At 64.7% G+C, this 24,640-nt stretch carries 18 protein-coding genes and 1 pseudogene; 11 read left to right on the forward strand and 8 right to left on the reverse strand.

The window, feature by feature from the left end:
- Positions 1-28: 28 nt before the first annotated feature.
- Complete coding sequence (locus tag XI02_RS13070; protein ID WP_172648398.1) at positions 29-628, reverse strand: TetR/AcrR family transcriptional regulator; 600 nt, start codon at positions 626-628, stop codon at positions 29-31.
- 204 nt (positions 629-832) lie between these two features.
- Between XI02_RS13070 and XI02_RS13075 the strand changes: the two genes are divergently transcribed.
- On the forward strand, positions 833-2,077 hold the full coding sequence (locus XI02_RS13075; protein ID WP_172648397.1) for an efflux RND transporter periplasmic adaptor subunit: 1,245 nt from the start codon (positions 833-835) through the stop codon (positions 2,075-2,077).
- A gap of 23 nt (positions 2,078-2,100) precedes the next feature.
- On the forward strand, positions 2,101-5,283 hold the full coding sequence (locus XI02_RS13080; protein ID WP_172648396.1) for an efflux RND transporter permease subunit: 3,183 nt from the start codon (positions 2,101-2,103) through the stop codon (positions 5,281-5,283).
- Between the two features lie 36 nt (positions 5,284-5,319).
- On the opposite strand, the gene XI02_RS13085 is transcribed toward XI02_RS13080, so the two are convergent.
- From XI02_RS13085 to XI02_RS13100, 4 genes are all read right to left on the reverse strand, one after another.
- Positions 5,320-5,538, reverse strand: a complete 219-nt coding sequence (locus tag XI02_RS13085) for a hypothetical protein (protein ID WP_016845043.1) — start codon at positions 5,536-5,538, stop codon at positions 5,320-5,322.
- 282 nt (positions 5,539-5,820) lie between these two features.
- Positions 5,821-6,621 carry an SDR family NAD(P)-dependent oxidoreductase gene (locus XI02_RS13090; RefSeq protein WP_172648395.1) on the reverse strand — a complete coding sequence of 267 codons (801 nt, stop codon included), beginning with the start codon at positions 6,619-6,621 and terminating at the stop codon, positions 5,821-5,823.
- Position 6,622: 1 nt separating this feature from the next.
- Positions 6,623-7,177 (reverse strand): carboxymuconolactone decarboxylase family protein, encoded by a 555-nt coding sequence (locus tag XI02_RS13095; protein ID WP_172648394.1) that lies wholly within the window; start codon positions 7,175-7,177, stop codon positions 6,623-6,625.
- Between the two features lie 48 nt (positions 7,178-7,225).
- Positions 7,226-8,176: a hypothetical protein gene (locus XI02_RS13100; protein WP_172648393.1), complete on the reverse strand. Its 951-nt coding sequence runs from the start codon at positions 8,174-8,176 to the stop codon at positions 7,226-7,228.
- Between the two features lie 216 nt (positions 8,177-8,392).
- Here XI02_RS13100 and XI02_RS13105 point away from each other — a divergent pair, with 216 nt between their 5' ends.
- From XI02_RS13105 to XI02_RS13120, 4 genes and pseudogenes are all read left to right on the forward strand, one after another.
- Positions 8,393-11,866, forward strand: a complete 3,474-nt coding sequence (locus XI02_RS13105; protein WP_172648392.1) for an indolepyruvate ferredoxin oxidoreductase family protein — start codon at positions 8,393-8,395, stop codon at positions 11,864-11,866.
- 130 nt (positions 11,867-11,996) lie between these two features.
- The gene (locus XI02_RS13110) at positions 11,997-12,428 is read left to right on the forward strand and encodes a hypothetical protein (protein WP_026192436.1); all 432 of its coding nucleotides are present in this window, start codon (positions 11,997-11,999) and stop codon (positions 12,426-12,428) included.
- Positions 12,429-12,745: 317 nt separating this feature from the next.
- A complete protein-coding gene (locus XI02_RS13115) occupies positions 12,746-14,326 on the forward strand; it encodes an alkaline phosphatase (RefSeq protein WP_172648391.1) in 1,581 nt (526 codons plus the stop codon).
- A 166-nt stretch (positions 14,327-14,492) separates the two neighbouring features.
- Positions 14,493-15,310, forward strand: a pseudogene (locus tag XI02_RS13120) (aldo/keto reductase).
- A gap of 69 nt (positions 15,311-15,379) precedes the next feature.
- Here the strand turns inward: XI02_RS13120 and XI02_RS13125 are convergent.
- Positions 15,380-15,652: a hypothetical protein gene (locus XI02_RS13125; RefSeq protein ID WP_370143832.1), complete on the reverse strand. Its 273-nt coding sequence runs from the start codon at positions 15,650-15,652 to the stop codon at positions 15,380-15,382.
- A 190-nt stretch (positions 15,653-15,842) separates the two neighbouring features.
- Here XI02_RS13125 and XI02_RS13130 point away from each other — a divergent pair, with 190 nt between their 5' ends.
- The gene (locus XI02_RS13130) at positions 15,843-17,123 is read left to right on the forward strand and encodes an amidohydrolase family protein (RefSeq protein WP_069278624.1); all 1,281 of its coding nucleotides are present in this window, start codon (positions 15,843-15,845) and stop codon (positions 17,121-17,123) included.
- A gap of 146 nt (positions 17,124-17,269) precedes the next feature.
- Here XI02_RS13130 and XI02_RS13135 read toward each other — a convergent pair whose 3' ends face one another.
- Together XI02_RS13135 and XI02_RS13140 are read right to left on the reverse strand one after the other, a co-directional pair.
- Positions 17,270-18,508 carry a PLP-dependent aminotransferase family protein gene (locus tag XI02_RS13135; protein ID WP_172648390.1) on the reverse strand — a complete coding sequence of 413 codons (1,239 nt, stop codon included), beginning with the start codon at positions 18,506-18,508 and terminating at the stop codon, positions 17,270-17,272.
- A 60-nt stretch (positions 18,509-18,568) separates the two neighbouring features.
- The gene (locus tag XI02_RS13140; protein WP_370143831.1) at positions 18,569-19,111 is read right to left on the reverse strand and encodes a DUF3124 domain-containing protein; all 543 of its coding nucleotides are present in this window, start codon (positions 19,109-19,111) and stop codon (positions 18,569-18,571) included.
- Positions 19,112-19,170: 59 nt separating this feature from the next.
- Here XI02_RS13140 and XI02_RS13145 point away from each other — a divergent pair, with 59 nt between their 5' ends.
- From XI02_RS13145 to XI02_RS13160, 4 genes are all read left to right on the forward strand, one after another.
- Entirely contained in the window at positions 19,171-20,904 is a 1,734-nt protein-coding gene (locus tag XI02_RS13145) for a cation:proton antiporter (RefSeq protein WP_016845056.1), read from the forward strand.
- 191 nt (positions 20,905-21,095) lie between these two features.
- On the forward strand, positions 21,096-22,172 hold the full coding sequence (gene ribB / locus XI02_RS13150) for a 3,4-dihydroxy-2-butanone-4-phosphate synthase (protein ID WP_016845057.1): 1,077 nt from the start codon (positions 21,096-21,098) through the stop codon (positions 22,170-22,172).
- A 190-nt stretch (positions 22,173-22,362) separates the two neighbouring features.
- The gene (locus XI02_RS13155; protein WP_024580633.1) at positions 22,363-23,577 is read left to right on the forward strand and encodes an acyl-CoA dehydrogenase; all 1,215 of its coding nucleotides are present in this window, start codon (positions 22,363-22,365) and stop codon (positions 23,575-23,577) included.
- Positions 23,578-23,718: 141 nt separating this feature from the next.
- Positions 23,719-24,636 (forward strand): MBL fold metallo-hydrolase, encoded by a 918-nt coding sequence (locus XI02_RS13160; RefSeq protein ID WP_069278626.1) that lies wholly within the window; start codon positions 23,719-23,721, stop codon positions 24,634-24,636.
- Positions 24,637-24,640 lie beyond the last annotated feature (4 nt).

The raw sequence follows: 24,640 nt of genomic DNA on the forward strand, positions 1-24,640 counted from the left end.
GGCTCGCAGGCGCTTGATGTGAACCGCTCTACCCCTTCGCCTGCTCATCAAACGCCTTCAGCGACACCGCTGCAATCTCGCGCAGCGCGTTGCGGTCGGCGCCCGAGGAGGCCATCACGCACATGCCTGATGTCACCGCGGAGAGATAACGGGCAAGGGTGGCCGGATCGGCGCCTTCGCCCAGGTCGCGTTCGGCCTTCGCGCGGACAAAACGTTCGTACAACTGGTCCTCGGTTCGGGTGCGGCGCGCTGCCAGTTCAAATGGAACATTCTCCGAGCCGGTGCCGCAGGCAAGGCCGCCCTGGACCAGCAGACAGCCGGGCGGATTGGCGGGATCGGTTTGGGCGTCCGCGTGCTCCATCAGAAATCGTTCGGCCACCTCTCGGGCGGTGGGGGCATCCAAGACCTTTTCCATCCAGGCGTCGCGTTTCTCGGTGTAGCGGTCGAGCGCGGCCTTCAGCAGACCCTCTTTGCTGCCAAAGGCGGCATAGAGACTGGGCGGATTGATATTCATCGCCTCGGTAAGCTGCGCGATCGTCGCGCCCTCGTAACCGTGGCGCCAGAACACATCCATGGCCTGTTCCAAAGCGGCGTCCGCGTCGAAAGCGCGGGGGCGTCCCATTCCCATTTTTCGTTGCTCCGTAAGCCGGGTGCCGTTTCTATGACGGATTGTCCCTGGCTTATCCTCTTGTTGCACGTGATGTTTTTCCGCGACTTCCCATTTCCCCATGAATGAGATAAGAAATTCATAGTGCTCGATACATAAGTATCTTGCGAACCGGCGTCCAGCTCCACATCTGTAGCGAACACTACAGATATCTGGAGCGCGTGAATGCCTTCGTCAACCCAAAATCCCCGTTCCGGCCGCTTCCGACGTGTCGTCGGCGGTATCGTAATCCTTGGCGCCGTCGCGGTGGCCGGTTCGATCGCGACTGGCCACTATTTTCATGCCGCACAGGCGACCGCGACTGCCGCGGCCCCCGAGCTGGCGGTCCCGGTCACCGTTGCCGTGATCCAGCCGCGGCCGACCACGCTGTTCGATGACTTCTCGGGCCGGCTCGAAGCCGTCGACCGGGTTCAGCTCCGGCCGCGGGTGGCGGGCGCGATCCTTTCGACCAACTTCACCGAGGGCGCGCTGGTGAAGTCCGGCGATATCCTGTTCAAGATCGACCCTGCGCCCTACGCCGCCGAGGTCGATCGCGCCCAGGCGCAGCTCGAGGCCGCCAAGGCCCGCGTCGTGTTCACCACGAGCGAAGTCGAGCGCGGCGCGCAGCTGGTTGGCAACAACATCGTCACCAAGCGCGATTTCGACCAGCGCGACAACGCCAATCGCGAGGCGGTCGCCAACGTCAAGGCCGCCGAGGCCGCCCTGCAGACGGCCAAACTCAATCTCGACTACACCGAGGTGCGGGCGCCGGTCGACGGCCGGGTCGGCAGGATCGAGGTCACCGTCGGCAATCTCGTCGCGGCAGGTACGTCTTCGCCGGTCCTGACCTCGCTGGTCTCGGTCAATCCGATCTATGCGAGCTTCGATGCCGACGAGGAAGTCGTGCTGCGCGCGCTGAACTCGATCGCGGACGCCTCCGGCAAGCGCGGCAATCTCGACCAGATCCCGGTCGACATGGTGACGTCGGGCGGCCTCGGCGCCAAGGGCCACATCCAGCTGATCGACAACCAGGTCAACGGGCAGAGCGGCACCATCCGCGTCCGCGCCGTGTTCAAGAACGATGACGGCCGATTGATACCCGGGCAGTTCGCCCGCGTGCGCATGGGCCAGCCCAAGCAGCAGACGCTGGTGCTGATCGACGAGCGCGCCGTCGGCACCGACCAGGACAAGAAGTTCGTGATGCTGGTCGGCGACGACAGCCGCGCGGTCTATCGCTCCGTCACGCTTGGCGGCGCGGTCGATGGCCTGCGGATCGTCACCGCCGGCCTGAAATCCGGTGACCGCATCGTCGTCAATGGCCTGCAGCGCGTGCGTCCGGGCGCACTTCTGAAGATGGAAGTCGCCGAGATGGGCGCGCGCGGCATGCAACAGGCATCCACTGAAACCAACCAGCACGTCGTGCAGCGCTAGGCGCTGCACGCGGGGGCGGAGCCATGAATCTCTCAAAATTCTTCATCGACCGGCCGATCTTCGCCGGCGTGCTTTCGATCCTGATCTTCCTGGCCGGCCTGATCTCGCTGCTGGCGATGCCGATCTCGGAATATCCCGACGTGGTGCCGCCGTCGGTCGTGGTGCGCGCGACCTATCCCGGCGCCAATCCGAAGGTGATCGCCGAGACGGTGGCCACGCCGATCGAGGAGCAGATCAACGGCGTCGAAGGCATGCTCTACATGTCGAGCCAGGCGACCACCGACGGCGCGATGACGCTGACGGTGACGTTCCGGCTCGGCACCGACCCCGACAAGGCGACCCAGCTGGTGCAGAACCGCGTGCAGCAGGCCGAGCCGCGCCTGCCGGCCGTGGTGCGCCAGCTCGGCATCATCACCAAGAAGAGCTCGCCCGACCTCACCATGGTCGTGCATCTGCTGTCGCCGAACAACCGCTATGACATGACGTATCTGCGCAACTACGCGGTGCTCAACGTCAAGGACCGGCTGGCGCGGATCGATGGCGTCGGCGACGTCCAGCTCTATGGCGCCGGCGACTATTCGATGCGGCTCTGGGTCGATCCGCAGAAGGCCGCCGAGCATTCGCTGACCGCGAGCGACGTGGTGCGCGCGATCCAGGCGCAGAACGTCGAGGCCGCCGCCGGCGTGGTCGGCTCCTCGCCCAGCGTCAAGGGCATCGACCTCCAGCTCTCCGTCAACGCCGAGGGGCGGCTGTCGACCGAGGAACAGTTCGGCGACATCGTGGTCAAGACCGGTTCGGCCGGCGAGGTGGTGCGGCTGCGCGACGTCGCGCGGGTCGAGCTTGGCGCCTCCGAATACGGCCTGCGCTCGCTGCTCGACAACAAGCAGGCGGTCGCGATCCCGATCTTCCAGGCGCCCGGTTCGAACGCGCTGGAGATCTCCGACCGTGTTCGCGCCACGATGGCCGAGATCAAGAAGAACATGCCGGAAGGCGTGTCCTACCAGATCGTCTACGATCCGACGCAATTCGTGCGCTCGTCGATCGAGGCCGTCATCCACACGCTGCTCGAGGCGGTCGCGCTCGTCGTGCTGGTCGTGATCCTGTTCCTGCAGACCTGGCGCGCCTCGATCATTCCATTGATCGCGGTCCCGGTGTCGATCGTCGGCACCTTCGCGGTGATGCATGTGTTCGGCTTCTCGATCAACGCGCTCAGCCTGTTCGGCCTGGTGCTGGCGATCGGCATCGTGGTTGACGACGCCATCGTTGTGGTCGAGAACGTCGAGCGCAACATCGAGTCCGGCCTGTCGCCGCGCGACGCCACCAACCAGGCGATGCGCGAAGTGTCCGGCCCGATCATCGCGATCGCGCTGGTCTTGATCGCAGTGTTCGTGCCGCTCGCCTTCATCTCAGGCCTCACCGGACAATTCTACAAGCAGTTCGCGCTGACCATCGCGATCTCGACCGTGATATCAGCCGTCAACTCGCTGACGCTGTCGCCGGCGCTGTCTGCGCTACTGCTGAAGGGGCATCATGAGCCGAAGGACTGGCTGACCCGGATCATGGAAAGGTCGCTCGGCTGGTTCTTCCGCGGCTTCAACAAGGTCTTTACGAAGTCTTCCGAGAACTACGGCCGCACCGTCACCAAGGTGATCTACGGCAAGGCCGTGGTGATCGGCCTCTATGTGCTGCTGATCGGCCTCACGGGCGTGCTGTTCAAGCAGGTGCCGAGTGGCTTCGTGCCGGGCCAGGACAAGCAGTATCTGGTCGGCTTTGCGCGGCTGCCCGACGGCGCGACGCTCGACCGCACCGAGGAAGTGATCCGCAAGATGAGCGACATCGCGCTGACCCAGCCCGGCGTCGAAAGCTCGGTGGCGTTCCCCGGCCTGTCGATCTCCGGCTTCACCAACTCCTCAAACGCGGGCATCGTGTTCTCGACCTTGAAGCCGTTCGACGAGCGCAAGGATCCCTCGCTCAGCGGTCCGGCGATCGCGGCGGCGCTCAACAAGAAATATGCCGGCATCCAGGATGCCTTCATCGCCATGTTCCCGCCGCCGCCAGTCAACGGCCTCGGCACCATCGGCGGCTTCAAGCTGCAGATCGAGGACCGCGCCGGCCTCGGCTATGAGGCGCTGAACGAAGCGACCAAGGCGTTCATGGCGGCGATGCAGAAGGCGCCGGAGATCGCCGGCGTGTTCTCGAGCTTCCAGGTCAACGTGCCGCAGCTGTTCGCCGATATCGACCGCACCAAGGCGTTGCAGCTCGGTGTGCCCGTCACGGAGGTCTTCAACACGCTGCAGATCTATCTCGGCTCCTACTACGTCAACGACTTCAACAAATTCGGCCGCACCTATTCGGTCTATGTGCAGGCGGACGCGCCGTTCCGCGCGCGTGCCGACGACATCAGGCAGCTCAAGGTGCGCTCGTCGTCGGGTGACATGGTGCCGCTGTCGGCGCTGCTGAAGGTCCGCCAGAGCGCGGGGCCGGAGCGTGCGATCCGCTACAACGGCTTCCTGTCGTCGGACATCAACGCCGCCGCCGCACCGGGCTATTCCTCCGGCCAGGCCCAGGAGGCGGCGACGCGGATCGCGGCCGAAACGCTGCCGCCCGGATTCGCTTTCGAATGGACCGACCTGACCTATCAGGAGTTCATCGCCGGCAATTCCGGAATCTGGGTGTTTCCGCTGGCGATCCTCTTGGTGTTCCTGGTGCTCGCCGCGCTCTATGAAAGCCTGGCGCTGCCGCTCTCGATCATCATGATCGTGCCGATGGGGCTCTTGGCCGCGATGTTCGGGGTCTGGCTGTCGAAGGGCGACAACAACGTCTTCACCCAGATCGGCCTGATCGTGCTGGTCGGATTGTCGGCCAAGAACGCCATCCTGATCGTCGAATTCGCCCGCGAGCTCGAATTCGCCGGGCGCTCACCGATCCGTGCCGCGATCGAGGCGAGCCGGCTGCGGTTGCGGCCGATCCTGATGACCTCGATGGCGTTCATCATGGGCGTGCTGCCGCTGGTGCTGTCGACCGGTGCGGGCTCGGAGATGCGGCGGGCAATGGGTGTCGCGGTGTTCTCCGGCATGATCGGCGTCACGGTGTTCGGCCTGTTCCTGACGCCGGTGTTCTATGTGCTGCTGCGCAGCCTCACCGGGATGAAGCCGCTGACGCAGCACGGCGAGACGACCATCCCCGGAAAAGCACACGCGGCATGATGCCGCGTGTGTAAGCTTGATGTCAGCTTCGAAGGATCAGGCTGCGATATCGAGCAGCAGCAGTGACGAACCGCGGACCAGCACCTTGCGGCCCGCGGGCGTCAGCTCAAACGAGTCTCCTCGCACCGCAACATAGCCGAGCGTGACCAGGCTTTCGACGGCAAACCGGTTCAGCCGTGAAGGGTTTGCTGCGGGAGCCCGCAACGCTTTCAGCGCATCCCACTGATCGGGTCTGAGTTCGAATTCTTCGCTCATCGGTCCAGGCACTCCAGGAGTTCTTGGCGTGCGAGATACAGAGCGCAGATGAATTTCGTGCGACCACAACGAGTCAGGATTTCGATTTATGTGGACGCGTCGTCACATCGCCGTGTCATTGGAATACTTCAATTTTTTCGAATCATTGCGGCGCATTGACGCGTGATGTCGTCACAGTGATTAACCGCACATCGTCACAGAGGTTAATCAACTCGATTAACCGGGTTAATCGCTTCGATTAGCCGGGTTGATCACCTGGATTAATCGGGTTAGTCGTCGCGGTTAACCGCGACGCACACTTGCGCCGCCATCGACCGGCAACGTCACACCTGTGATGAAATTGGCCTCATCGGAGGCGAGAAACAGCGCGGCATTGGCGACGTCCCAGCCGGTGCCCATCTTGTGACGCAGCGGCACCTTGCTATCGCGCTCGGCCTCGACTTCGGCGCGGCTCTTCTTGAATTCGCGGGCGCGCGTGTCCACCGCCATCGGCGTGTTCATCAATCCCGGCAGGATCACGTTTGCGCGAATGCCATATTGCGCATTCTGGTAGGCGAGCTGTTCGGTGAAGGCGATCATCGCCGACTTGGTCGCCTTGTAGGCGACGTAGGGATAGGTCGTGATCGCGGCCATCGACGAGATGTTGATGATCGAGCCGCGCTGCTGCGTGCGCATGATCGGGATCACATGCTTGGCGGCGAGGATGCAGCTCTTCAGATTGATCGCCACGCAGCGGTCGAACGCCTCCTCGGTGATATCAAGCAATTCGGCATCGCCGCCGGAGAGGCTGACGCCGACATTGTTGTGCAGGATATCGACGCTGCCCCAGCGGCCATGTGCGTCCGCCACCATCGCCTTGATGTCGGCGTTCCTGGTGACGTCGGCTTTGAAGGCGACTGAGGTGCCGCCCTTGGCTGCGATCAGGTCGACGGTTTCCTGCGCCGATGCCAGATTGTGATCGACGCACAGCACCCTGGCGCCTTCGCGCGCGAAGGTCAGCGCGGCGGCGCGGCCGTTGCCGATGCCCTCGCCGGGGCTTTGGCCGGCACCTACGACGATGGCGACGCGGTCTTGCAGGCGCATCTCACTTCACTCCCTGTAGCGGGTACTGCTGCAGTACCTCCTTGTAGTAAGGCTCATTGTCGATCTGCATGGTGGCGAGCACCCGCACCACGGCGCAGTAGAACGCGATCGTCAGCACGAGGTCAGTCATGTGCTCGTCGGAGAGATGTTGCCTGATCTCGGCGAAGGTCGCATCCGACATCGCGAGCTCGCGCACCATCTCACGGGCGCCCTTCAGGATCGCCTTCGCCAGCGGCTCGAGCTCCGAGGGTCTACCATCAGTCTCCGCGATCAAGCCCCGGATGTCCTCGTCGGTGACGCCGAACTCCTTGCCGATCTTCACATGGTGGGTGAACTCGTATTCCGACTGCTCGAGCCAGCCGACCTGCAGGATCGCGAGTTCGCGTAAGCGCGGATCGAGCTTGCTCTTGAAGCGGATGTAGCCGCCGACGCCGTTGAAGGCGCACGCCATGTCCGGCGAGTTCACCAGCAGCTTGTGCAGATTGGTGTTGCGCTTGAGCATGTCGCGATATTCGGGAGCGACCTGATCTGCTTCGAGATAGGGCAGGCGGGCCATTGTTGTTGTCCTTTTTTTCGGCGGCTTGCGGATGAGGCGGCAGTTGTTTCAGCCGTAGAGGGCTTTGTGCTCGCTGGCGTAGTTGGCGTAGGAGTCCTTCATGCTGGCGCCGTTGAGCAGCATGGTCGCAACCACGGCGTTGTCGGCATCGAACACGGTCGAGCGCACCCACATGCTCTCGGTGCGCTTGCTGCCCGAGAGCGCCACGACCTCGCGCTCGACCCAATAGGTCTCCCCGGGGAATAGCGGCCCGCGCAAAAGACGGATCTCCTGGTCGGCGAACAGCCCGACCGCGGGGCCGCGGACCGGCAGGCGATCTTCGCGCGCGCGGTACTGGAACAGCACGCTCAGCATCTCCATCGGGATGATGGCGCGGCCCCAGGGATTGTGCTCCAGCGAATAATAGTCCGAAGGCTCGGTGATCACCTTGAGCTTGTCGGCCAGCGAGAACGGATAGAGGTCGCCCATGTGCTGGTCGAAATCCATCTTGATCGCCTGCCGCGGCGTCTTCATGCCGACCTTGATGTCGGCGAGGATCACGGGATCGGTCAGCGGCTTCAATTCGCCGAGCCGGTGGCTGAGCGCCGTCTCGCTGCCGTCGCCGTCGATCGAGGCGGTGCCGCGCAGGATCTCGGTGCCGTCGCGCTTGACCATCCCGATCGTGCAAACGGTCTGGCCCGGCTTCGGCTTCTCGATCTGGGCCTGCACCTCCTCGCCCTCGAACACCGGGTTGCGGTAATGCGCCGAGAGGCACCCGGTCATGAACCAGGCGCGGCCCCAGATCCGCTCGCACAGCGGCGCGAACTGGCTGAAATGGGTTGGTCCCTCGATCGTGCCGCCGCGGAAGCCGAGCTTCTGTGCGGTTGCATCGTCGTGAATCGAGGCGTGGGAATCGTAGGTCTGGGCCTGCAGCATCTGCTTCGGGCTGCGCCAGGGACCCACCAGCAGATCGCCGTTCTCCACGATTTCCGTCGTGAACGCGGATTCGACTGTAATCATCCTTGGTCTCCCTTTGCGCGCCACCGTTTCAAAGATGCCGGGGTTCGGCAAGCCTTGCAGCAGCAACAAGGCCTCGCATGCGCAACATGAGATATGTGCTGCGGCCATGGAACGGGGCTGTTCATGCATAACAAAATCAGTGCATGCTGATGCATGATCATTTCGGAAGATAATCAGACCGGTCCGGACCGGCGCGGCTGACTGACGGGGAAACTGATGGCGTTGATGGAAGTTGGACTGGACGACAAGTACCGGTTGGATACGAAACGAATCTTCCTCTCCGGTACCCAGGCGCTGGTCCGATTGCCCATGTTGCAGCGCGAACGCGACCGCGCGCACGGGCTGAACACCGCCGGTTTCATCTCCGGTTACCGCGGCTCGCCGCTCGGCATGTACGACCACGCGCTGTGGCGGGCGAAATCCTTCCTGAAGGAGCATGACATCGCCTTCGTTCCCGGCCTCAACGAGGATCTGGCGGCGACCGCGGTCTGGGGCAGCCAGCAAGTCGGCATGTTTCCCGGCGCCAAGGTCGATGGCGTGTTCGGCATCTGGTACGGCAAGGGCCCCGGCGTCGACCGCTCGCTCGACGCGCTCAAGCACGCCAATTCCGCCGGCACCTCGCCGAACGGCGGCGTGATTGCGCTGGCCGGTGACGACCATGGCTGCCAATCCTCCACCCTGGCGCATCAGAGCGAGCAGGTATTTGCCTCGGCGCTGATGCCGGTGGTCAATCCGGCGACGCTGCAGGACTATCTCGACCTCGGCATCCTCGGCTTCGCGCTGTCGCGCTATTCCGGCTGCTGGGTCGGCTTCAAGGCGATCTCGGAGACGGTGGAAAGCTCGGCCTCGATCGTCAGCGATCCCGATCGCATCAAGATCATCATGCCCGACGATTTCGAGATGCCACTGGGCGGGCTCTCGATCCGCTGGCCGGATCCGCCGCTGGAGGCGGAGCGCCGGCTGCACGGGCCCAAGATGGAGGCCGTCGCGGCCTTCGCCCGCGTCAACCGCTTCGACCGCATCGTGCTGGATTCCAAGCCGGCGCGGCTCGGCATCATGGCGACCGGCAAGGCCTATCTCGATTTGCGCCAGGCGCTCGCCGATCTCGGCATCACCGATGCCGATGCGCAGGCGCTCGGCCTGCGCATCTACAAGGTGGCGCTGACCTGGCCGCTCGAAGCGCGCGGCGCGCGCGCCTTCGCCGAGGGCCTGCAGGATGTGCTTGTCGTCGAGGAGAAGCGCGGCTTCATCGAGGACCAGCTGGTCCGAATCCTCTACAACATGGACGCCGCGAAGCGTCCGTCGGTGGTCGGCAAGCGCGACGAGAGCGGCGCGCCGCTGCTGCCGAGCGAGGGCGAGCTGACGCCGACCATGGTCGCCGCCGCCGTGGTGGCGCGGCTGCGCCGGCTCGGTCACCGCAGCCCGCTGCTGGAGCAGCGTTTGGCAAAACTCGAGGCGTTCGATCGCCCGGCCGAGGGCGTGGGCACCGCGAAGCTGCAACGCACGCCGTATTTCTGCTCGGGCTGCCCGCACAACTCGTCGACCAAAATCCCCGAGGGCAGCCGCGCCATGGCCGGCATCGGCTGCCACGGCATGGCGCTGTCGGTACCGAACCGCAACACCCAGACCATCTCGCATATGGGTGCGGAGGGCGTGAGCTGGATCGGGCAGGCGCCGTTCACCAGCGAACAGCACGTGTTCCAGAATCTCGGGGACGGCACCTACACCCATTCCGGCTTGCTGGCGCTGCGCGCGGCGGCCGCGGCCGGCGTCAACATCACCTACAAGATCCTCTACAACGATGCCGTGGCGATGACCGGCGGGCAGCCGGCCGAGGGCGGCTTTACGGTGTCGCAGATCGCGCATCAGGTCGCCGCCGAAGGCACCAGGAAGCTTGCGATCGTCTCCGACGATCCCGACAAATATCCCGCCAATTATTTCCCGCCCGGCGCGACCATTCATCATCGCCGCGAGCTCGACGCCGTGCAGCGCACCCTGCGCGAGATCGAGGGCCTCACCGTCCTGATCTACGACCAGACCTGCGCCGCCGAGAAGCGCCGCCGCCGCAAGCGCGGGCTGTTCCCCGATCCGGCCAAGCGCGTCTTCATCAACGAGCGCGTCTGCGAGGGTTGCGGCGACTGCTCGGTGGCGTCGAACTGCGTCTCGGTGCAGCCGCTGGAGACCGAGCTCGGCCGCAAGCGCCGCATCGACCAGTCGAATTGCAACAAGGATTTCTCCTGCATCGAGGGCTTCTGCCCGAGCTTCGTGATGGTGCAGGATCCCAAGCTGCGCAAGGCCGACCGCACCGCCGCCGATCCCAAGGCGTTGTTCGCCGATTTGCCGACGCCGCCTGCGAGCGCGCTGACGAACCCCTACAACATCCTGATCACCGGCATCGGCGGCACCGGCGTCATCACCATCGGCGCCCTGCTCGGCATGGCCGCGCATGTCGAGGGGCTCGCCTGCTCGACGCTCGACTTCACCGGCCTGTCGCAGAAGAACGGCGCGGTCATGAGCCATGTCCGGCTCGCGCCCGCCTCCGACATGCTGACCACGGTGCGCATCGCGCCGGGCAACGCCAATCTGATCCTTGGCTGCGACCTCGTCGTCGCCACCAGCGTGCCGGCGTTGAGCCGCGCCGAGCGCGGCGTCACCCGCGCCGTCGTCAACGCCGATCTCTTGCCAACCGCGAGCTTCGTGATCGATCCCGATATCGACTTTGAAGCCAGCTCGATGCGCGATGCGCTGAACGGCGCGGTAAGACCTGATGATCTCGACATCCTCGATGCGACGGGGCTTGCCACCGCGCTGATGGGCGACAGCATCGCCACCAACGCCTTCATGCTCGGCTTTGCCTTTCAGCGCGGCGCGATCCCGCTGTCGCTGGAAGCGATCCTGAAGGCGATCGAGCTCAACGGCGCCGCGATCGAGATGAACAAGACCGCGTTCTCGTGGGGCCGGCTCGCCGCGCACGATCTGCAGCGCGTGGTCAGCGCCGCGCGCTTCAAGAGCGCCGGTGCTGCGCCGGCCAAGAAGACGCTCGATGAGGCGATCGCCTTCCGCGCCAAACTCCTCACCGACTATCAGGACGCGGCTTACGCCAAGCGTTATCTCGACGACGTCGCGCGCGTCCGCACCGCCGAGACAGCGGCGGCGCCCGGCTCGCAGGACCTGACCGAAGCCTTCGCAAAGGGCCTGTTCAAGCTGATGGCCTACAAGGACGAATACGAGGTCGCGCGACTGTATTCCGACGGCGAGTTCAGCAAGGCCTTGAGGGAGCAGTTCGAGGGCAACTCCGGTCTGAAGGTCTTGCTGGCGCCGCCGCTGCTGGCGCAGCGCGATCCCGTCACCGGGCGGCTGCAGAAGCGTGAATTCGGTCCGTGGATTTTCACCGCGTTCGGCGTGCTCGCGAAGCTGAAGGGCCTGCGCGGCACCGCCTTCGACGTCTTCGGCTACACCGCGGAGCGCAAGATGGAGCGCGCATTGCCGGTCGAGTATTCGGCGATGATTCTGCGTCACCTCGACGGCAGGAAGCCGCTCGACTTGCCGCGCCTCGTGGCGCTGGCCAAGGCCGCGGACCTCGTGCGCGGCTATGGCCACATCAAGGAGGGCAACGTCGCCCGCTACCGCACCGAATGTGCGCGGCTGGAGCGCGCGATCGGCCAGCCGCTGGCGCAGGCGGCCGAGTAGGCAACCGGGGGAACTTTCCACAGCTGCCTTGGTTGACCGGTAACCCTGCCCGCAACCAGCGGCTGGATTCGCGCGGCCGGGGCTCCTAGATGATGGGTGTTCTGTTCGAGTGATTTCAGGAGGCCGTTTGATGGTCCTGAAAAACGCTTTTGTTGCAATCGTTTGCGCCGCGTGCCTGACCTGGGGTGGCGTGGCGTTTGCCGACGAGTACGGCCCCAGCGAGTTCTTCAGCCTCGATCTCTCCAAGGCGGTGCTGTCGCCGAAGCGGCTTGGCCCGCCGGCGCAGTTCGAGCCGGTTCCGGTCGAGGCGAAGGCCGACCACGGTCCCGATCAGCATGCGAATGTCGAGCCGCAGGTCGAGGAGACGAAAGTCGCGCCAAAGAAAGCCGTGCGGACCACCAGGGTAACCGCGCCGCACGAGCGGAAGCGCGCGGCCGCGCAAATTCCCGCCCGCGCCAAGCTCGCGCGCCGCCACTCGAACCCGCTCGATGCGGAGGCCCGCGACACACGGATCCAGACCTGGCCGTGCCGCACCGGCGGCATCTGCAACTGGCATCGGTGAGAGCGTCCGCCGCGCGTCTGCTTTCTCACTCGCGCGTCAATCCTTAACCCGTCATCCTGAGGTGCGAGCGGAGCGAGCCTCGAAGGATGAATCGGCCGCAGGCGGGGCCGTGCATCCTGCGAGACGGCCGCTTCGCGGCCTCCTCGGGATGACGGGCTTGGCGTTGAGCGCTCCACGCCTAACGATACCCTTCCGATCTCCATCTCCCCCGAGTCATCCCGCCGTCGCAAAACCGTCGGCAGAGAGTCAAGAAACCGTAAGGCTGGAGTCAAGGAGCGCAGGCAAAACCTTCGTTGCGATTCGACGAAGGTTATTCGATGCCGACAGCGAACTCCGCGAGGCGGCGAGGCCTCACCCGGCGTCAGCTTCTGGTGCGCTCGGCGTCGACCGCCGCGCTGGCGGGATTCGGCGCGCTGGCAAGACCATATCTGAGCCGCGCCGCGGATCGGCCCGCGATCGCGGGCATCCAGTCCGGCGACGTCGCAAGCGATTCCGCTGTCATCTGGGCCCGCACCGATCGCGCGGCGCGGATGCGCATCGAATGCGCGGCGGTCGAAAGCTTCGCCACCATCCTGCGCGCCGCGTCCGCAGACGCGCTGCCTGAACGCGACTTAACCGCCAAGCTGCTGCTCGACGGCCTGCCGCCGGGCCAGGACCTGTTCTATCGCGTCAGCTTCGAGGACCGTGACGGCACAACGGGCGAAAGCCGGGTCGGCCATTTCAGCACCGCGCCGGCCGACCGGCGTCCGGTCTCGTTCATCTGGTCGGGCGACGTCGTCGGGCAGGGCTGGGGCATCGACCCCGCGCGCGGCGGCTTGCGCAGCTATCGCACCATGCTGGACGAGCGCCCGGACTTCTTCATCCATTCCGGCGATCACATCTATGCCGATTGCACGGTGCCGTCGGAGCAGAAACTCCCCAACGGTGAGGTCTGGCGCAACATCGTCACCGAGGAGAAATCCGCCGTCGCGCAGAGCCTCGACCAGTTTCGCGGCAACTACAGATACAACTGGCTCGACGAGAATTTCCGCGCCTTCCTCGCCGAGGTGCCGATGTTCGCGCAATGGGACGACCACGAGGTGGCCGACGACTGGTCGCCGCTCGGCACCGCCGATGCGACCGGTTACGACGCGGAGGGCAGCTCGCGTCTGGTGGCGCGGGCGCGGCGTGCCTTCCACGAATTCATGCCGATGCGGCTGATGCCGGAGCGCGATGGCCGCGTCTACCGCAAGATTCCCTACGGGCCGCTGCTCGACGTCTTCATCATCGACATGCGCTCGTACCGCGATTCCAGCTGGAACAAGCAGGGCGATCCGGAGCAGGCCTGCATCCTCGGCCAGAGCCAGCTTGCCTGGCTGAAGCGGGAGCTGGTGGCGTCGGATGCTGTGTGGAAGGTGATCGCGGCGGACCTGCCGATCGGCCTCGTCAGCCTGGATGCGGTCGCGCTCGGCGACGGCCCGCCCGCGCGGCGCGAACACGAGATCGCCGATCTGTTGTCCTTCATGAAGCGCGCCGGGGTCCGCAATACGGTGTGGCTCACCGCCGACATGCACTACACCGCCGCGCATCATTATGATCCGAACCGCGCGGTGTTCCAGGAGTTCGAGCCGTTCTGGGAGTTCGTCTCCGGCCCGCTGCATGCCGGCACTTGGTCGCCGGGCGAGCTCGACAACACCTTCGGCCCGAAGGCGATGTACCAGAAGGGCTGCTCGGTCGAGCAGGGCGACAATCTCGCGCCGTGCTTCGGGCTGCAATTCTTCGGCCGCGTCGACATCGACGGCAAGACCGGCGTGATGACGGTGACGCTGAAGGACGTCGACAACCACGAGCTCTGGTCGGTCGATATCGAGCCGCGGCCGGACGCGCGGCCCGGCCAGATCATGGCGCAACACATCTAGCGCCGTCTCTAATCCCGTCGCGACATCTTGATTGCCGGCGTCTTGCCCGAAGGGCGGGTTTGCGGGCAGACTGCATGTCGCAGTCCTGCCAATTTCATTCCCACGAAACGATTTGCTGGCGTGACGTCGTCGATGGCATCGGCGTCCCACGCGTCAGGAGCTATCCATGGAAAATCTGCAGACACAGGGCATCAGCCTGCCGCAGCTCGGGCTCGGCACCTTCCGCATGCAGGGCGATACCTGCCGCGCGGCGGTCGAGAGCGCGCTTGGGCTCGGCTATCGGCATATCGACACCGCCGAGATGTACGGCAATGAAGAGGCGATCGGGGCGGCGATCGCTGCCTCGAATGTCGCGCGCAAGGACCTGCACGTGACCACCAAGGTCTGGCACGAGAACCTGGCGCCGGATGCGATCCGGACGCGTTCGACGCCAGCCTGAAGAAGCTGCGGCTCGATCACGTCGATCTCTATCTGGTGCACTGGCCGTCGCGGAGTATGAAGCTGCCCGCCGTTTTCGAGGCGCTGATGAGGCTGAAGGAGGAAGGCCGCACCCGCGCGATCGGCGTCGCCAATTTCACCACCGCGTTGCTCAAGGCCGTGGTCGAGGACATCAAGGCACCGATCGCCTGCAACCAGATCGAATATCACGCGATGCTGGACCAGACGCCGGTGCGCAAATATCTCGCCGCGAAGTCGATCCCGCTGGTGGCCTATTGTCCGCTCGCCCAGGGCCGCTTCGCCACCGACGAGACGCTGGCGAAAATCGGCAGCAAGCATGATGCGACCGCAGCACAGGTGGCGCTGAAATGGCTGCTCGATCAGGATGGCGTGGCGGCTATTCCGAAAGCCTCGCGCGCCGAAAGCCAAAAGGCCAATCTCGACGCACTGAAGGTCAGGCTCGACGACGAAGACCGCAAGGCGATTGCGGCTCTGCGCAAGGACATGCGCTGCGTCAATCCGGGGTTTGCGCCGGCGTGGGATTGAGGCTGCTGGCCCTGAGGAAGCAGAAAAGAAAATGGCTCCGTGAGGAGCCATTTTCCGTTGTGTCGGTTTTTAGTAGTGATGACGTTTGATGATCACCGTCCGGTCATGGCCGTGATGCCAGCCATGATGCCAACCGCGATGCCAGCCACGGTCATGGCGCATTTCAGCGCGTGCGCCCCAGCCGCGGTCCCAGTGATGATGACCGCCATGTCCGATCACGACCGTCTCGGCGCTCGCGATCGACGGAACGGCCACCGCAAGCGCACCAACCGCCGCAAGAACAAAGCCAATCTTTTTCATCTCATCCTCCTCAAATAAGTGAAGAGAAAACCGTGCGAACATTGAAACGTTCCGCAGGAACCAGAGGAGTTTTCTGAACGCTTGTTCAGAAATAACAGCCGTCTCGGCGCTCGCCGAGAGTCGGCTGCACAACCGACAGCGAGCGCCGCCGCCCCCTCTCGGCGGCCTTGCCTAACCTCGGCGTCCGACGCATCATCGCGTCATAAAAGTCAATGTTCGGGGGGACGTTGCCGTGAGCGAATTTTCACGCCGGGATTTTTTCAAAGCGACGGGATCGGCCGCTGCCGCAGCCATCGCCGGGCCGGCCACTGCGGCGATGGGGCCGGACGACGAGTTCGACCTCGTGATCAAGAACGGCGACGTCATCGATCCCAGCCAGTCGCTGCGCGGCAAGCGCGACGTCGGCATCCGCTGGGGCATCATCGAGGCGATCGAAGACGAGATTCCGGCTGCTCGCGCCACCAGGTCCATCGACGCCTCGGGCAAGCTCGTGATGCCGGGCCTGGTCGATCTGCACTGCCACGTCTACCCGTACGGATCGGCGATCGGCATTCCCGCCGACGAACTGGTGCAATTCCAGGGCACCACGACGGTGGTCTCGGCGGGCGACGCCGGCGTCAACAATCTTGCGGCGCTGCGGCGCTTCATCGTCGCGCAATCGCGGGCGCGGATCTACGCCTTCGTCCACATCGCCAACAACGGCCTGTCCGCATTCCCGGTGGCCGAGCTCTACAACATCGACAACGCCCAGGTCGAAGCCTGCGCGATGGCGCTGGCCGAGAACGCCGACTTCCTGATCGGGGTCAAGGTGCGGATGTCGGAAAACGTCATCTTCAAGCATGGTCTCGAGCCGCTAAAGCGCGGCATCCAGGCCTGCGAGATGTGCGGCTGGCCGGCGCGGATGATGGTGCATATCGGCGGCGTCGAGACCAGGGAGCTGATGTCCGACATCCTCAATCTGCTGCGGCCGGGCGATATCCTGACCCATGCCTATTCCGGCGCGCCGAACATGTCGGGCGCTTTCACCAATATCGTGCAGGAGGGCAGGCTGTTGCCGGCGGCGCTCGCGGCCAAGCAGCGCGGCGTGCTGTTCGACGTCGGCCATGGCGGCGGCAGCTTCGATTTCACGGTGGCCGAGATCGCGATCCCCGCCGGCTGCACCCCCGATACGATCTCCTCCGACATCCACGTCTTCTCGGGCAACTCGCCCGGCATCCCGTTCCTGCCGAACGTGATGAGCAAGTTCCTGGCGATGGGCTCGTCGCTGGATCAGGTGGTGGCGATGGCGACCTCGGTGCCGGCGCGGATCATCAATCGGACCCCGAAGATCGGCACGCTGCAGCGTGGCGCGCCCGGCGACGTCGTGATCATGGATCTCGTCGAAGGCCCGGTCTCCTTCGTCGACACCCGCAACAACAAGCGCGACGGCAATCTGCTGCTGAAGCCGGTGCAGACCGTGGTCAACGGCGTGCCGTTCGGCCGGCCCTATCAGGCGCCATTCTCGGTGAGGTGAGGGCAGGTGGAAACATGGATTGCTTCGTCGCTTCAGCGCAAAATTGCTTTGCAATTTTGTCGCGAGCTCCTCGCAATGACGTCGAGACGGGTTACCCCGTCATTGCGAGCAAAGCGAAGCAATCCATCTTCCGGCGAGCGAAACAGCTAGCCGCGCTTCTCCACATTGCTGCTGCGCGCCGGAACGCCGAACTCCTTGCGGCACACCTCGGCCAGCACGGCAACGCCCTCGCGGATCTGCTCGTGCGAGGGGCTGGCGAAGCAGAGGCGGAGCCGGCTGCCGGAATGGGCCTTGCTGGTCGACCATTCCGGTCCCGGATTGATCGAGACGCCGGCGGCAAGCGCCGCCTGATAAAGCTTCAGCGTGTCGACATTGTCGGGCAGCTTGACCCAGAGGAAGATGCCGCCCTTCGGCGCCTCGAACTCGGCCGAGGTGCCGAACTGCTCGTTCAGCGCCTCCATCAGCGTATCGAGCTTGGCGCGCAGGCCCTTGGTCAGGCGCGGCACGTGGGTCGAGAAATGCGGCGCGCAATATTCCGCGAGCACCATCTGCTCCAGTGCGCCGGAGCCGGCGTCGGTCTTCAGCGGCAGCATTCGCGACATGATCTCCCAGGGCGCGACGATGAAGCCGACCCGCAGCGCAGGCGCGATCGACTTCGAGAACGAGCCGATATGGATCACGCCGCCGTGCTTGCTCATGGCGTAGATCGCGGGCGGCCGTTCGCCGCTCCAGATCAAATCGGCATAGCAATCGTCCTCGAAGATCGGCACGCCGTATTCCCTTGAGAGCTTCAGCATCTCGGCGCGGCGGCTCTCGGGAAGGATCGAGCCGGTCGGGTTCTGCACCGTCGGGATGGTGTAGATGTATTTCGGCGTGATGCCGCGCCGCTTGTGATCGGCGAGTGCCGCAGCCAGCGCATCGATCCTGATGCCCTCGCCATCGAGGGGAATGCCGACCGCATTGACGCCGAGCCGTGTCAGCCGGTTCAGTGAGCCCTGATAGGTTTCCTGCTCGATCAGCACGGTATCGCCCTTGGCGAGCAAGGTGTGATTGACCAGATCGAGCGCCTGCAGCGAGCCGGAGACGATCATGATCTCGTCCGGCGTGCAGGCAATCCCGGCGTCGCGCTTCAGCTTCTCGGTCAGGAACTGGCGCAGCGGCAGATAGCCCTGCGGCCCGTGCGCGAGATTGTAGGTTGCCAGATTCCTGCCCTCGCGCTTCAACACGGCGTTGACCGCCTCCAGCAGCCCGTCGACCGGGACCTGGTCGGGATCGTTGTTGCCGCCGACGAAGCTGTATTTCGCGAGCCCGGTCCAGCGTGCGGCCGGGGCAGGCCGGCCGGCCGGGAGTAGCGGTGCAAAGTCGAACTGGGCTGAGGTGGACATGGACGTTTCGCTCCGTGTTGTTATCGTTGAGAAGGCCGCGGCGAGCGGCCTTCCATGAGGTTAGTTCTTGTCGACCAGCCGGATCGGCCGGCCCTGGCTGATGAAGGCGTAGTGGCCTGCGCCGACACTGCCGACCATCAGGGCCTCGACCGCCGGTTCCGCGATCTCGCCGGCGGCCGCCCAATCGACCACGAAATTTGCGCCGGTGCCGCCGCGGGTATCGGTCGTGGCGATCGCGACCTCGACGGTCGCAAACGGTTTTAGCGCGACCGGCGATTTGAGGTAGCTCTCCACCATCTTGCCTGATGTGTCGAAATAGGCGATCCGCTTCAGCACCAGCGGCTTCGTCTCGGAGGCGTTGTGCACGCTGAGCGTCACCGAAAAATCGGCCCTGAGCTTGCCGTGGCTCATCGACACGCTGGAATACACCGGCACGTAGAATGCACCGGAGGCGGTGAGGCCCTCCGACGGCACCGTCGTCAACGAGTTCGCGAAATTTTGTTCAATACTTGCCGAGGATTGTGCTAGCGCCTCTGACATGCGCACGGTGAGCAGGCAGAGCAAAACTGCGAGAAAAATGCCGCCTGCGCGGATGTGACACATTGCTCGGTTGATCCTCACGCCCGGCCCTCTAGGTTGCGGCAACAGGAAGTCTTTGACGCATGCATGAACTGATTCCCGATATCACGCTCTGTATCCTGTTTGCCTGGGGGCTAGGGCTGCTGGCCCATTTCTCCCGGCAACCTCTGATACTGGCCTACCTTATCGCCGGCTTTTTCATTGGTCCATTCGGCATGGGCTGGGTCAAGTCCCAGGAATCGATCAGCGTCATCTCCGAGCTCGGCCTGATCTTCATGCTGTTCATGATCGGGCTGGAAATCGACCTCAAGAAGATCATCCGCGCCGGCAAGGTCATCCTGTTCGCGGGAGCCGGCGAGCTGATCGGCGGCTGCCTGATCGGCGTGGCGTTCTTTGCCGCTATCGGGCTTGCGGTCGGCGGCGGCAAGTTCGACGCGATCTATCTCTGCGTCGCCTGCGCGCTGTCCTCGACCGTGATCATCGTCAAGGTGCTCTACGAGAAGCGCGAGCTGGATACGCTGCCGGGGCGCATCACACTCGGCGTGCTGGTGCTGCAGGACATCTTCGCGATCCTGTTCCTGGCGGTGCAGCCGAGCCTGGACAATCTGCAGATCAGCGTCGTGCTGCTGTCGATTGCCCGCGTCGCGGTGCTGGTCGCGACCGCGCTGGTGCTGAGCCGCTACGTGCTGCCGCGGCTGTTCCACCAGATCGCGCGGCGGCCCGAGCTCGTGCTGCTCGGCGCGCTCGCCTGGTGCTTCCTGATCGGCGAAATCGCCGAGCGGCTGCATCTGTCGCGCGAGATGGGTTCGCTGGTCGCCGGCGTTTCGATCTCGACCTTTCCCTATGCGCTCGACGTCACCGCCAAGGTCACGACGCTGCGGGATTTCTTCATCACGCTGTTCTTTGTCGCGCTCGGCATGACGATCCCGATTCCGGGCCTCTCGGTGATCTGGCTTGCGCTCGTCATCGCGGCCTTCACGGTGGCGAGCCGCCTGATCACGACATTCACGCCGCTCTATCTGATGAAGCAGGGGCTGCGCGCCAGCCTGCTGCCGGCGATCAACCTGGCGCAGATCTCCGAATTCTCGCTGGTGGTGATCCAGACCGGTGTCGCCGCCAACCACATCGGAACCGAAACCGCGAGTGCGGCCTCGTTCGCTTTCGTCGTGCTGGCGGTGCTCTCGACCTTCGCGATGGCGCGCAGCGACCAGATCGTGCGCGGCCTCATCGGTCCGTTGAAGCGGATCGGGCTGCGCGACCTCGACCAGGAAGGCCAGGGCCGCGGCGAGGCCGGGCACGAGGGCGGACATGGCGAGATCCGGCGCATCGTGATCCTCGGCTTTTTCCGCGCGGCGAGTGCGCTGATCAGCCAGATCGAGCGGCAGAACCAGTCGCTGCTCGAGCAGATCAGCGTCATCGATTTCAACCCGCTGGTGTTCCGCACGCTGTCCGACCGCGGCATGCATGTGATCTATGGCGACATCAGCAATGTCGACACCCTGGTTCATGCCGGCATCGGCAAGGCCGAAATCATCATTCTGAGCGTGCCGGATTTCCTATTGGTCGGCGCCGACAATGAGAAGCTGGTGCGCCACGTCCGCGCCCTCAATCCGACCGCGCGGATCGTTGCCACCGCGGACCTCCTGACCGGCGTCGACGACCTCTACAGCGCCGGCGCCGACTACGTGACGGTGACCCGGCTCAGCGACGCCGGCGAGCTCTATTCCGTGATCGAGGCGGCCGACGCCGGCCTGCTCGACGACAAGCGCGCCGAGCTGGACGTCCAGCTCAGCGACCGGCGCGAGGTGTTGCCGTAAGAAGCCGGTCTTGTAGCCCGGATGGAGCCAACGGGTCGCGCGAACGCGCGCCCCGTTGGCTCCATCCGGGCTACGGAAACCGTCACCGCCCTGGTATGCCTGCCGGATGCATGGCGGGTTGCATAATGATACTGGCGCTGACATCGGAACCCGGCTAATCCACTGCCTGCACATAGCGAGATGTCAGGACAATGGCCGATACGATCCAGGAAGTGCTGCAAGCCTTTGCGAAGGGTGAACTCGTTGTCGTCACCGACGATGACGATCGGGAAGGCGAGGGCGATCTGATCGTCGCGGCGTCGTTCTGCACGGCGGAGAAGATGGCCTTCATCATCCGCCACACCTCCGGCATCGTCTGCGCGCCGATCACCACCGAGGACGCCCGCCGTTTGCGGCTCGACCCGATGGTGGCGCACAACGAGTCCAATCACACCACCGCCTTCACGGTCTCGATCGACTACAAGCCCGATGGCGGCACTGGCATCTCGGCCGAGGAACGCGCCTCCTGCTGCCGCGCGCTCGCCAATCCCAACGCCGGCGCCACTGATTTTGCGCGCCCCGGCCACATCTTCCCGCTGATCGCGCGCGACGGCGGCGTGCTGCTGCGCTCCGGGCACACCGAGGCGGCGGTCGATCTGTGCCGGCTGTCCGGCCTGCCGCCGGTCGGCGTCATCAGCGAGCTGATGAACGACGATGGAACCGTGATGAAGGGCGAGCAGGTCGCGAAATTCGCTGCCGCCCACAAGCTCAAGCATGTCACGATCGCGGACATGATCGCCTATCGCCAGGCGCGCGAGAAGCTGATCGAGCGGGTCGCGACCTTCACCACCGAAAGCCCGATCGGTCCGCTGCAGGGCTACGCCTATCGCTCGCCGTTCGACGAGATCATGCATGCCGCCTTCGTCTATAACGGCATCGGCGACGGCCGGGACGTGCTGACGCGGCTGCACAAGCCCAATATCGTGAAAGACCTGTTCACCGGGCCGGCGCGAATGGAAGCCGTGCTACGGCACTTCAAGGACGCCGGCCGCGGCGTGCTGGTATATCTGCGCGACGGTGCCGCCGGCGTTCCGGTCGAACCGGTGGGAGAGCAGAAGACGGCGGAGGCCGATCGCCACCGGCAGTGGCGCGAGGTCGGCGTCGGGGCACAGATCCTGCGCGATCTCGGCGTCACCTCGATCCGGCATCTGACCTCGTCGGTGCACGACTACAAGGGATTGTCCGGATTCGGCATCGAGATCGTGTCGAACGAGAAGCTGGAAACCTAGTGTCAGTCATTCCGGGGCGATGCACAGCATCGAACCCTCAGGTGCGCGATTGCGCACCGAGAATCTCGAGATTCCGGGTTCGCGCTAGCGCGCGCCCCGGAATGACAGTGATCCCAATTCAATTGCGCTTCGCAGCATAGCGCTTTAATTTATCCGCCAATTTCCGATAGACGACGCGAAAGGATGTTTCATGAGCGTGCGCCCCCAGGCCAAGGACAAGCCGGCTGCCGCCAGCTTCCAGTGGGATGATCCGTTCCTGCTCGACGACCAGCTCACCGAAGACGAGCGCCTGATCCGCGACACTGCGCGGGCCTATGCGCAGGACAAGCTGCTGCCGCGGGTCACCAAGGCCTATCTGGAAGAGAAAACCGACCGCGAGATCTTCAACGAAATGGGCGAGCTCGGCCTGATCGGCGTGACGCTGCCCGAGGAGTATGGCTGCGCCAATGCGAGCTACGTGGCCTATGGCCTCGTGGCGCGCGAGATCGAGCGCGTCGATAGCGGCTATCGCTCGATGAACTCGGTGCAGTCGTCGCTGGTGATGTATCCGATCTATGCCTATGGCGACGAAAACCAGCGCAAGAAATATCTGCCCAAGCTCGCGACCGGGGAATGGGTCGGCTGCTTCGGCCTGACCGAGCCGGACGCCGGTTCCGATCCCGGCGGCATGAAGACCCGCGCCGAGAAGGTGGCCGATGGCTACAGGCTCAACGGCGCCAAGATGTGGATCTCGAACGCGCCGATCGCCGACGTGTTCGTGGTGTGGGCCAAGTCGGCTGCGCACGACAACCAGATCCGCGGCTTCATCCTCGAGAAGGGCATGAAGGGCCTGTCGGCGCCGAAGGTCGGCGGCAAGCTCTCGCTGCGCGCCTCGATCACCGGCGAGATCGTGCTCGACAATGTGGTGGTGCCGGAAAGCGCGCTGCTGCCCAACGTCTCCGGGCTCAAGGGCCCGTTCGGCTGTCTCAACCGCGCCCGCTACGGCATCTCCTGGGGCGCGCTCGGCGCCGCCGAGGACTGCATGCACCGCGCGCGGCAATACACGCTCGACCGCAAGCAGTTCAATCGGCCGCTCGCCGCCACCCAGCTGGTGCAGAAGAAGCTCGCCGACATGGAGACCGAGATCGCACTCGGCCTGCAGGCCTCGTTGCGCGTCGGCCGCCTGATGGACGAGGGCAAGATGGCCCCCGAGATGATCTCGATCGTCAAGCGCAACAATTGCGGCAAGTCGCTCGACATTGCCCGCATGGCGCGCGACATGCACGGCGGCAACGGCATCCAGATCGAGTATCACGTGATGCGTCACGCCGCGAACCTCGAGACGGTGAACACCTATGAGGGCACGCACGACGTCCATGCGCTGATCCTCGGCCGTGCGATCACCGGCATCCAGGCGTTCTCGTAAGGAGCGTTCGCCCAAACGCCGTCATGGCCGGGCTTGTCCCGGCCATCCACGTCTTGCGGCTCGCAAAGGAAGGCGTGGATGCCCGGGACAAGCCCGGGCATGACGAGGTCAAAGAGAATCCGGACATCACGGACAGAAGCCATGGCCGACAACGACGACATCCCGTTCAACCGCGATTTTCCGCTGAAACCCGGCGTGGTCGAACAGGTCCGCCCCGGCGTTCGCCGTGTCCTCTGCAACAATCCGAGCCCGTTCACCTTCACGGGCACGGTCAGCTACATCGTCGGCGAGGGGAAGGTTGCGATCATCGATCCCGGTCCCGACGACGAGGCGCATGCCAAGGCGCTGCTCGATGCGGTCAAGGGCGAGACCGTGACGCATATCCTGGTCACCCATACCCATCGCGACCATTCGCCGAACACGCCGCGGATCAAGGCCGCGACCGGCGCGCCTGTTTATGCCGAGGGATCGCACCGCGCCTCGCGCCCGCGCTTCGAGAGCGAGAAGCACAATCCGGAATCCGGCGCCGACCGCGATTTCCGGCCCGACGTGCAGCTCAAGCACGGCGACGTCATCGAGGGCGCGGGTTTTGCGCTGGAAGCGCTCGCCACCCCCGGCCACACCGCCAATCACCTGGCGTTCGCCTGGGCCGAGCGCAGCATCAATTTCGTCGGCGACCATGTGATGGGCTGGTCGACCTCGATCGTGGCGCCGCCCGACGGTTCGATGATCGATTACATGGCCTCGCTGGAGCGGCTCGAGCAGCGGCCCGAGCAGCTCTATTTCTCCGGCCACGGCCCGGAGATTCCGGAAGGCCCGCGCTACGTCCGTTTCCTGGCGCGGCATCGCAGGGCGCGCGAGGCATCGATCCTGCATCGCCTCGGCAAGGGCGAGGCCGACATCCCGACCATGGTGCGGGCGATCTATATCGGGCTCGATCCGCGCCTTGCCAATGCCGCCGGCTATTCGGTGCTGGCGCATCTGGAGGACCTCGTCGCGCGCGGTGTCGTGGCGACCGACGGCGATCCCGTGATCGGCGGGACGTACCGGATAGCGTAGGGCG

The organism is Bradyrhizobium sp. CCBAU 21365 (assembly GCF_015291305.1).
Lineage (GTDB): Bacteria > Pseudomonadota > Alphaproteobacteria > Rhizobiales > Xanthobacteraceae > Bradyrhizobium > Bradyrhizobium elkanii.

What these genes read in the sequence shown, in the direction of transcription:
- XI02_RS13070 (WP_172648398.1), bottom strand. Translation starts at nt 628, where the DNA reads ATGGGAATGGGACGCCCCCGCGCTTTCGACGCGGACGCCGCTTTGGAA.
- XI02_RS13075 (WP_172648397.1), top strand. Translation starts at nt 833, where the DNA reads ATGCCTTCGTCAACCCAAAATCCCCGTTCCGGCCGCTTCCGACGTGTC.
- XI02_RS13080 (WP_172648396.1), top strand. Translation starts at nt 2,101, where the DNA reads ATGAATCTCTCAAAATTCTTCATCGACCGGCCGATCTTCGCCGGCGTG.
- XI02_RS13085 (WP_016845043.1), bottom strand. Translation starts at nt 5,538, where the DNA reads ATGAGCGAAGAATTCGAACTCAGACCCGATCAGTGGGATGCGCTGAAA.
- XI02_RS13090 (WP_172648395.1), bottom strand. Translation starts at nt 6,621, where the DNA reads ATGCGCCTGCAAGACCGCGTCGCCATCGTCGTAGGTGCCGGCCAAAGC.
- XI02_RS13095 (WP_172648394.1), bottom strand. Translation starts at nt 7,177, where the DNA reads ATGGCCCGCCTGCCCTATCTCGAAGCAGATCAGGTCGCTCCCGAATAT.
- XI02_RS13100 (WP_172648393.1), bottom strand. Translation starts at nt 8,176, where the DNA reads ATGATTACAGTCGAATCCGCGTTCACGACGGAAATCGTGGAGAACGGC.
- XI02_RS13105 (WP_172648392.1), top strand. Translation starts at nt 8,393, where the DNA reads ATGGCGTTGATGGAAGTTGGACTGGACGACAAGTACCGGTTGGATACG.
- XI02_RS13110 (WP_026192436.1), top strand. Translation starts at nt 11,997, where the DNA reads ATGGTCCTGAAAAACGCTTTTGTTGCAATCGTTTGCGCCGCGTGCCTG.
- XI02_RS13115 (WP_172648391.1), top strand. Translation starts at nt 12,746, where the DNA reads ATGCCGACAGCGAACTCCGCGAGGCGGCGAGGCCTCACCCGGCGTCAG.
- XI02_RS13125 (WP_370143832.1), bottom strand. Translation starts at nt 15,652, where the DNA reads ATGTTCGCACGGTTTTCTCTTCACTTATTTGAGGAGGATGAGATGAAA.
- XI02_RS13135 (WP_172648390.1), bottom strand. Translation starts at nt 18,508, where the DNA reads ATGTCCACCTCAGCCCAGTTCGACTTTGCACCGCTACTCCCGGCCGGC.
- XI02_RS13140 (WP_370143831.1), bottom strand. Translation starts at nt 19,111, where the DNA reads ATGTGTCACATCCGCGCAGGCGGCATTTTTCTCGCAGTTTTGCTCTGC.
- XI02_RS13145 (WP_016845056.1), top strand. Translation starts at nt 19,171, where the DNA reads ATGCATGAACTGATTCCCGATATCACGCTCTGTATCCTGTTTGCCTGG.
- ribB (WP_016845057.1), top strand. Translation starts at nt 21,096, where the DNA reads ATGGCCGATACGATCCAGGAAGTGCTGCAAGCCTTTGCGAAGGGTGAA.
- XI02_RS13155 (WP_024580633.1), top strand. Translation starts at nt 22,363, where the DNA reads ATGAGCGTGCGCCCCCAGGCCAAGGACAAGCCGGCTGCCGCCAGCTTC.
- XI02_RS13160 (WP_069278626.1), top strand. Translation starts at nt 23,719, where the DNA reads ATGGCCGACAACGACGACATCCCGTTCAACCGCGATTTTCCGCTGAAA.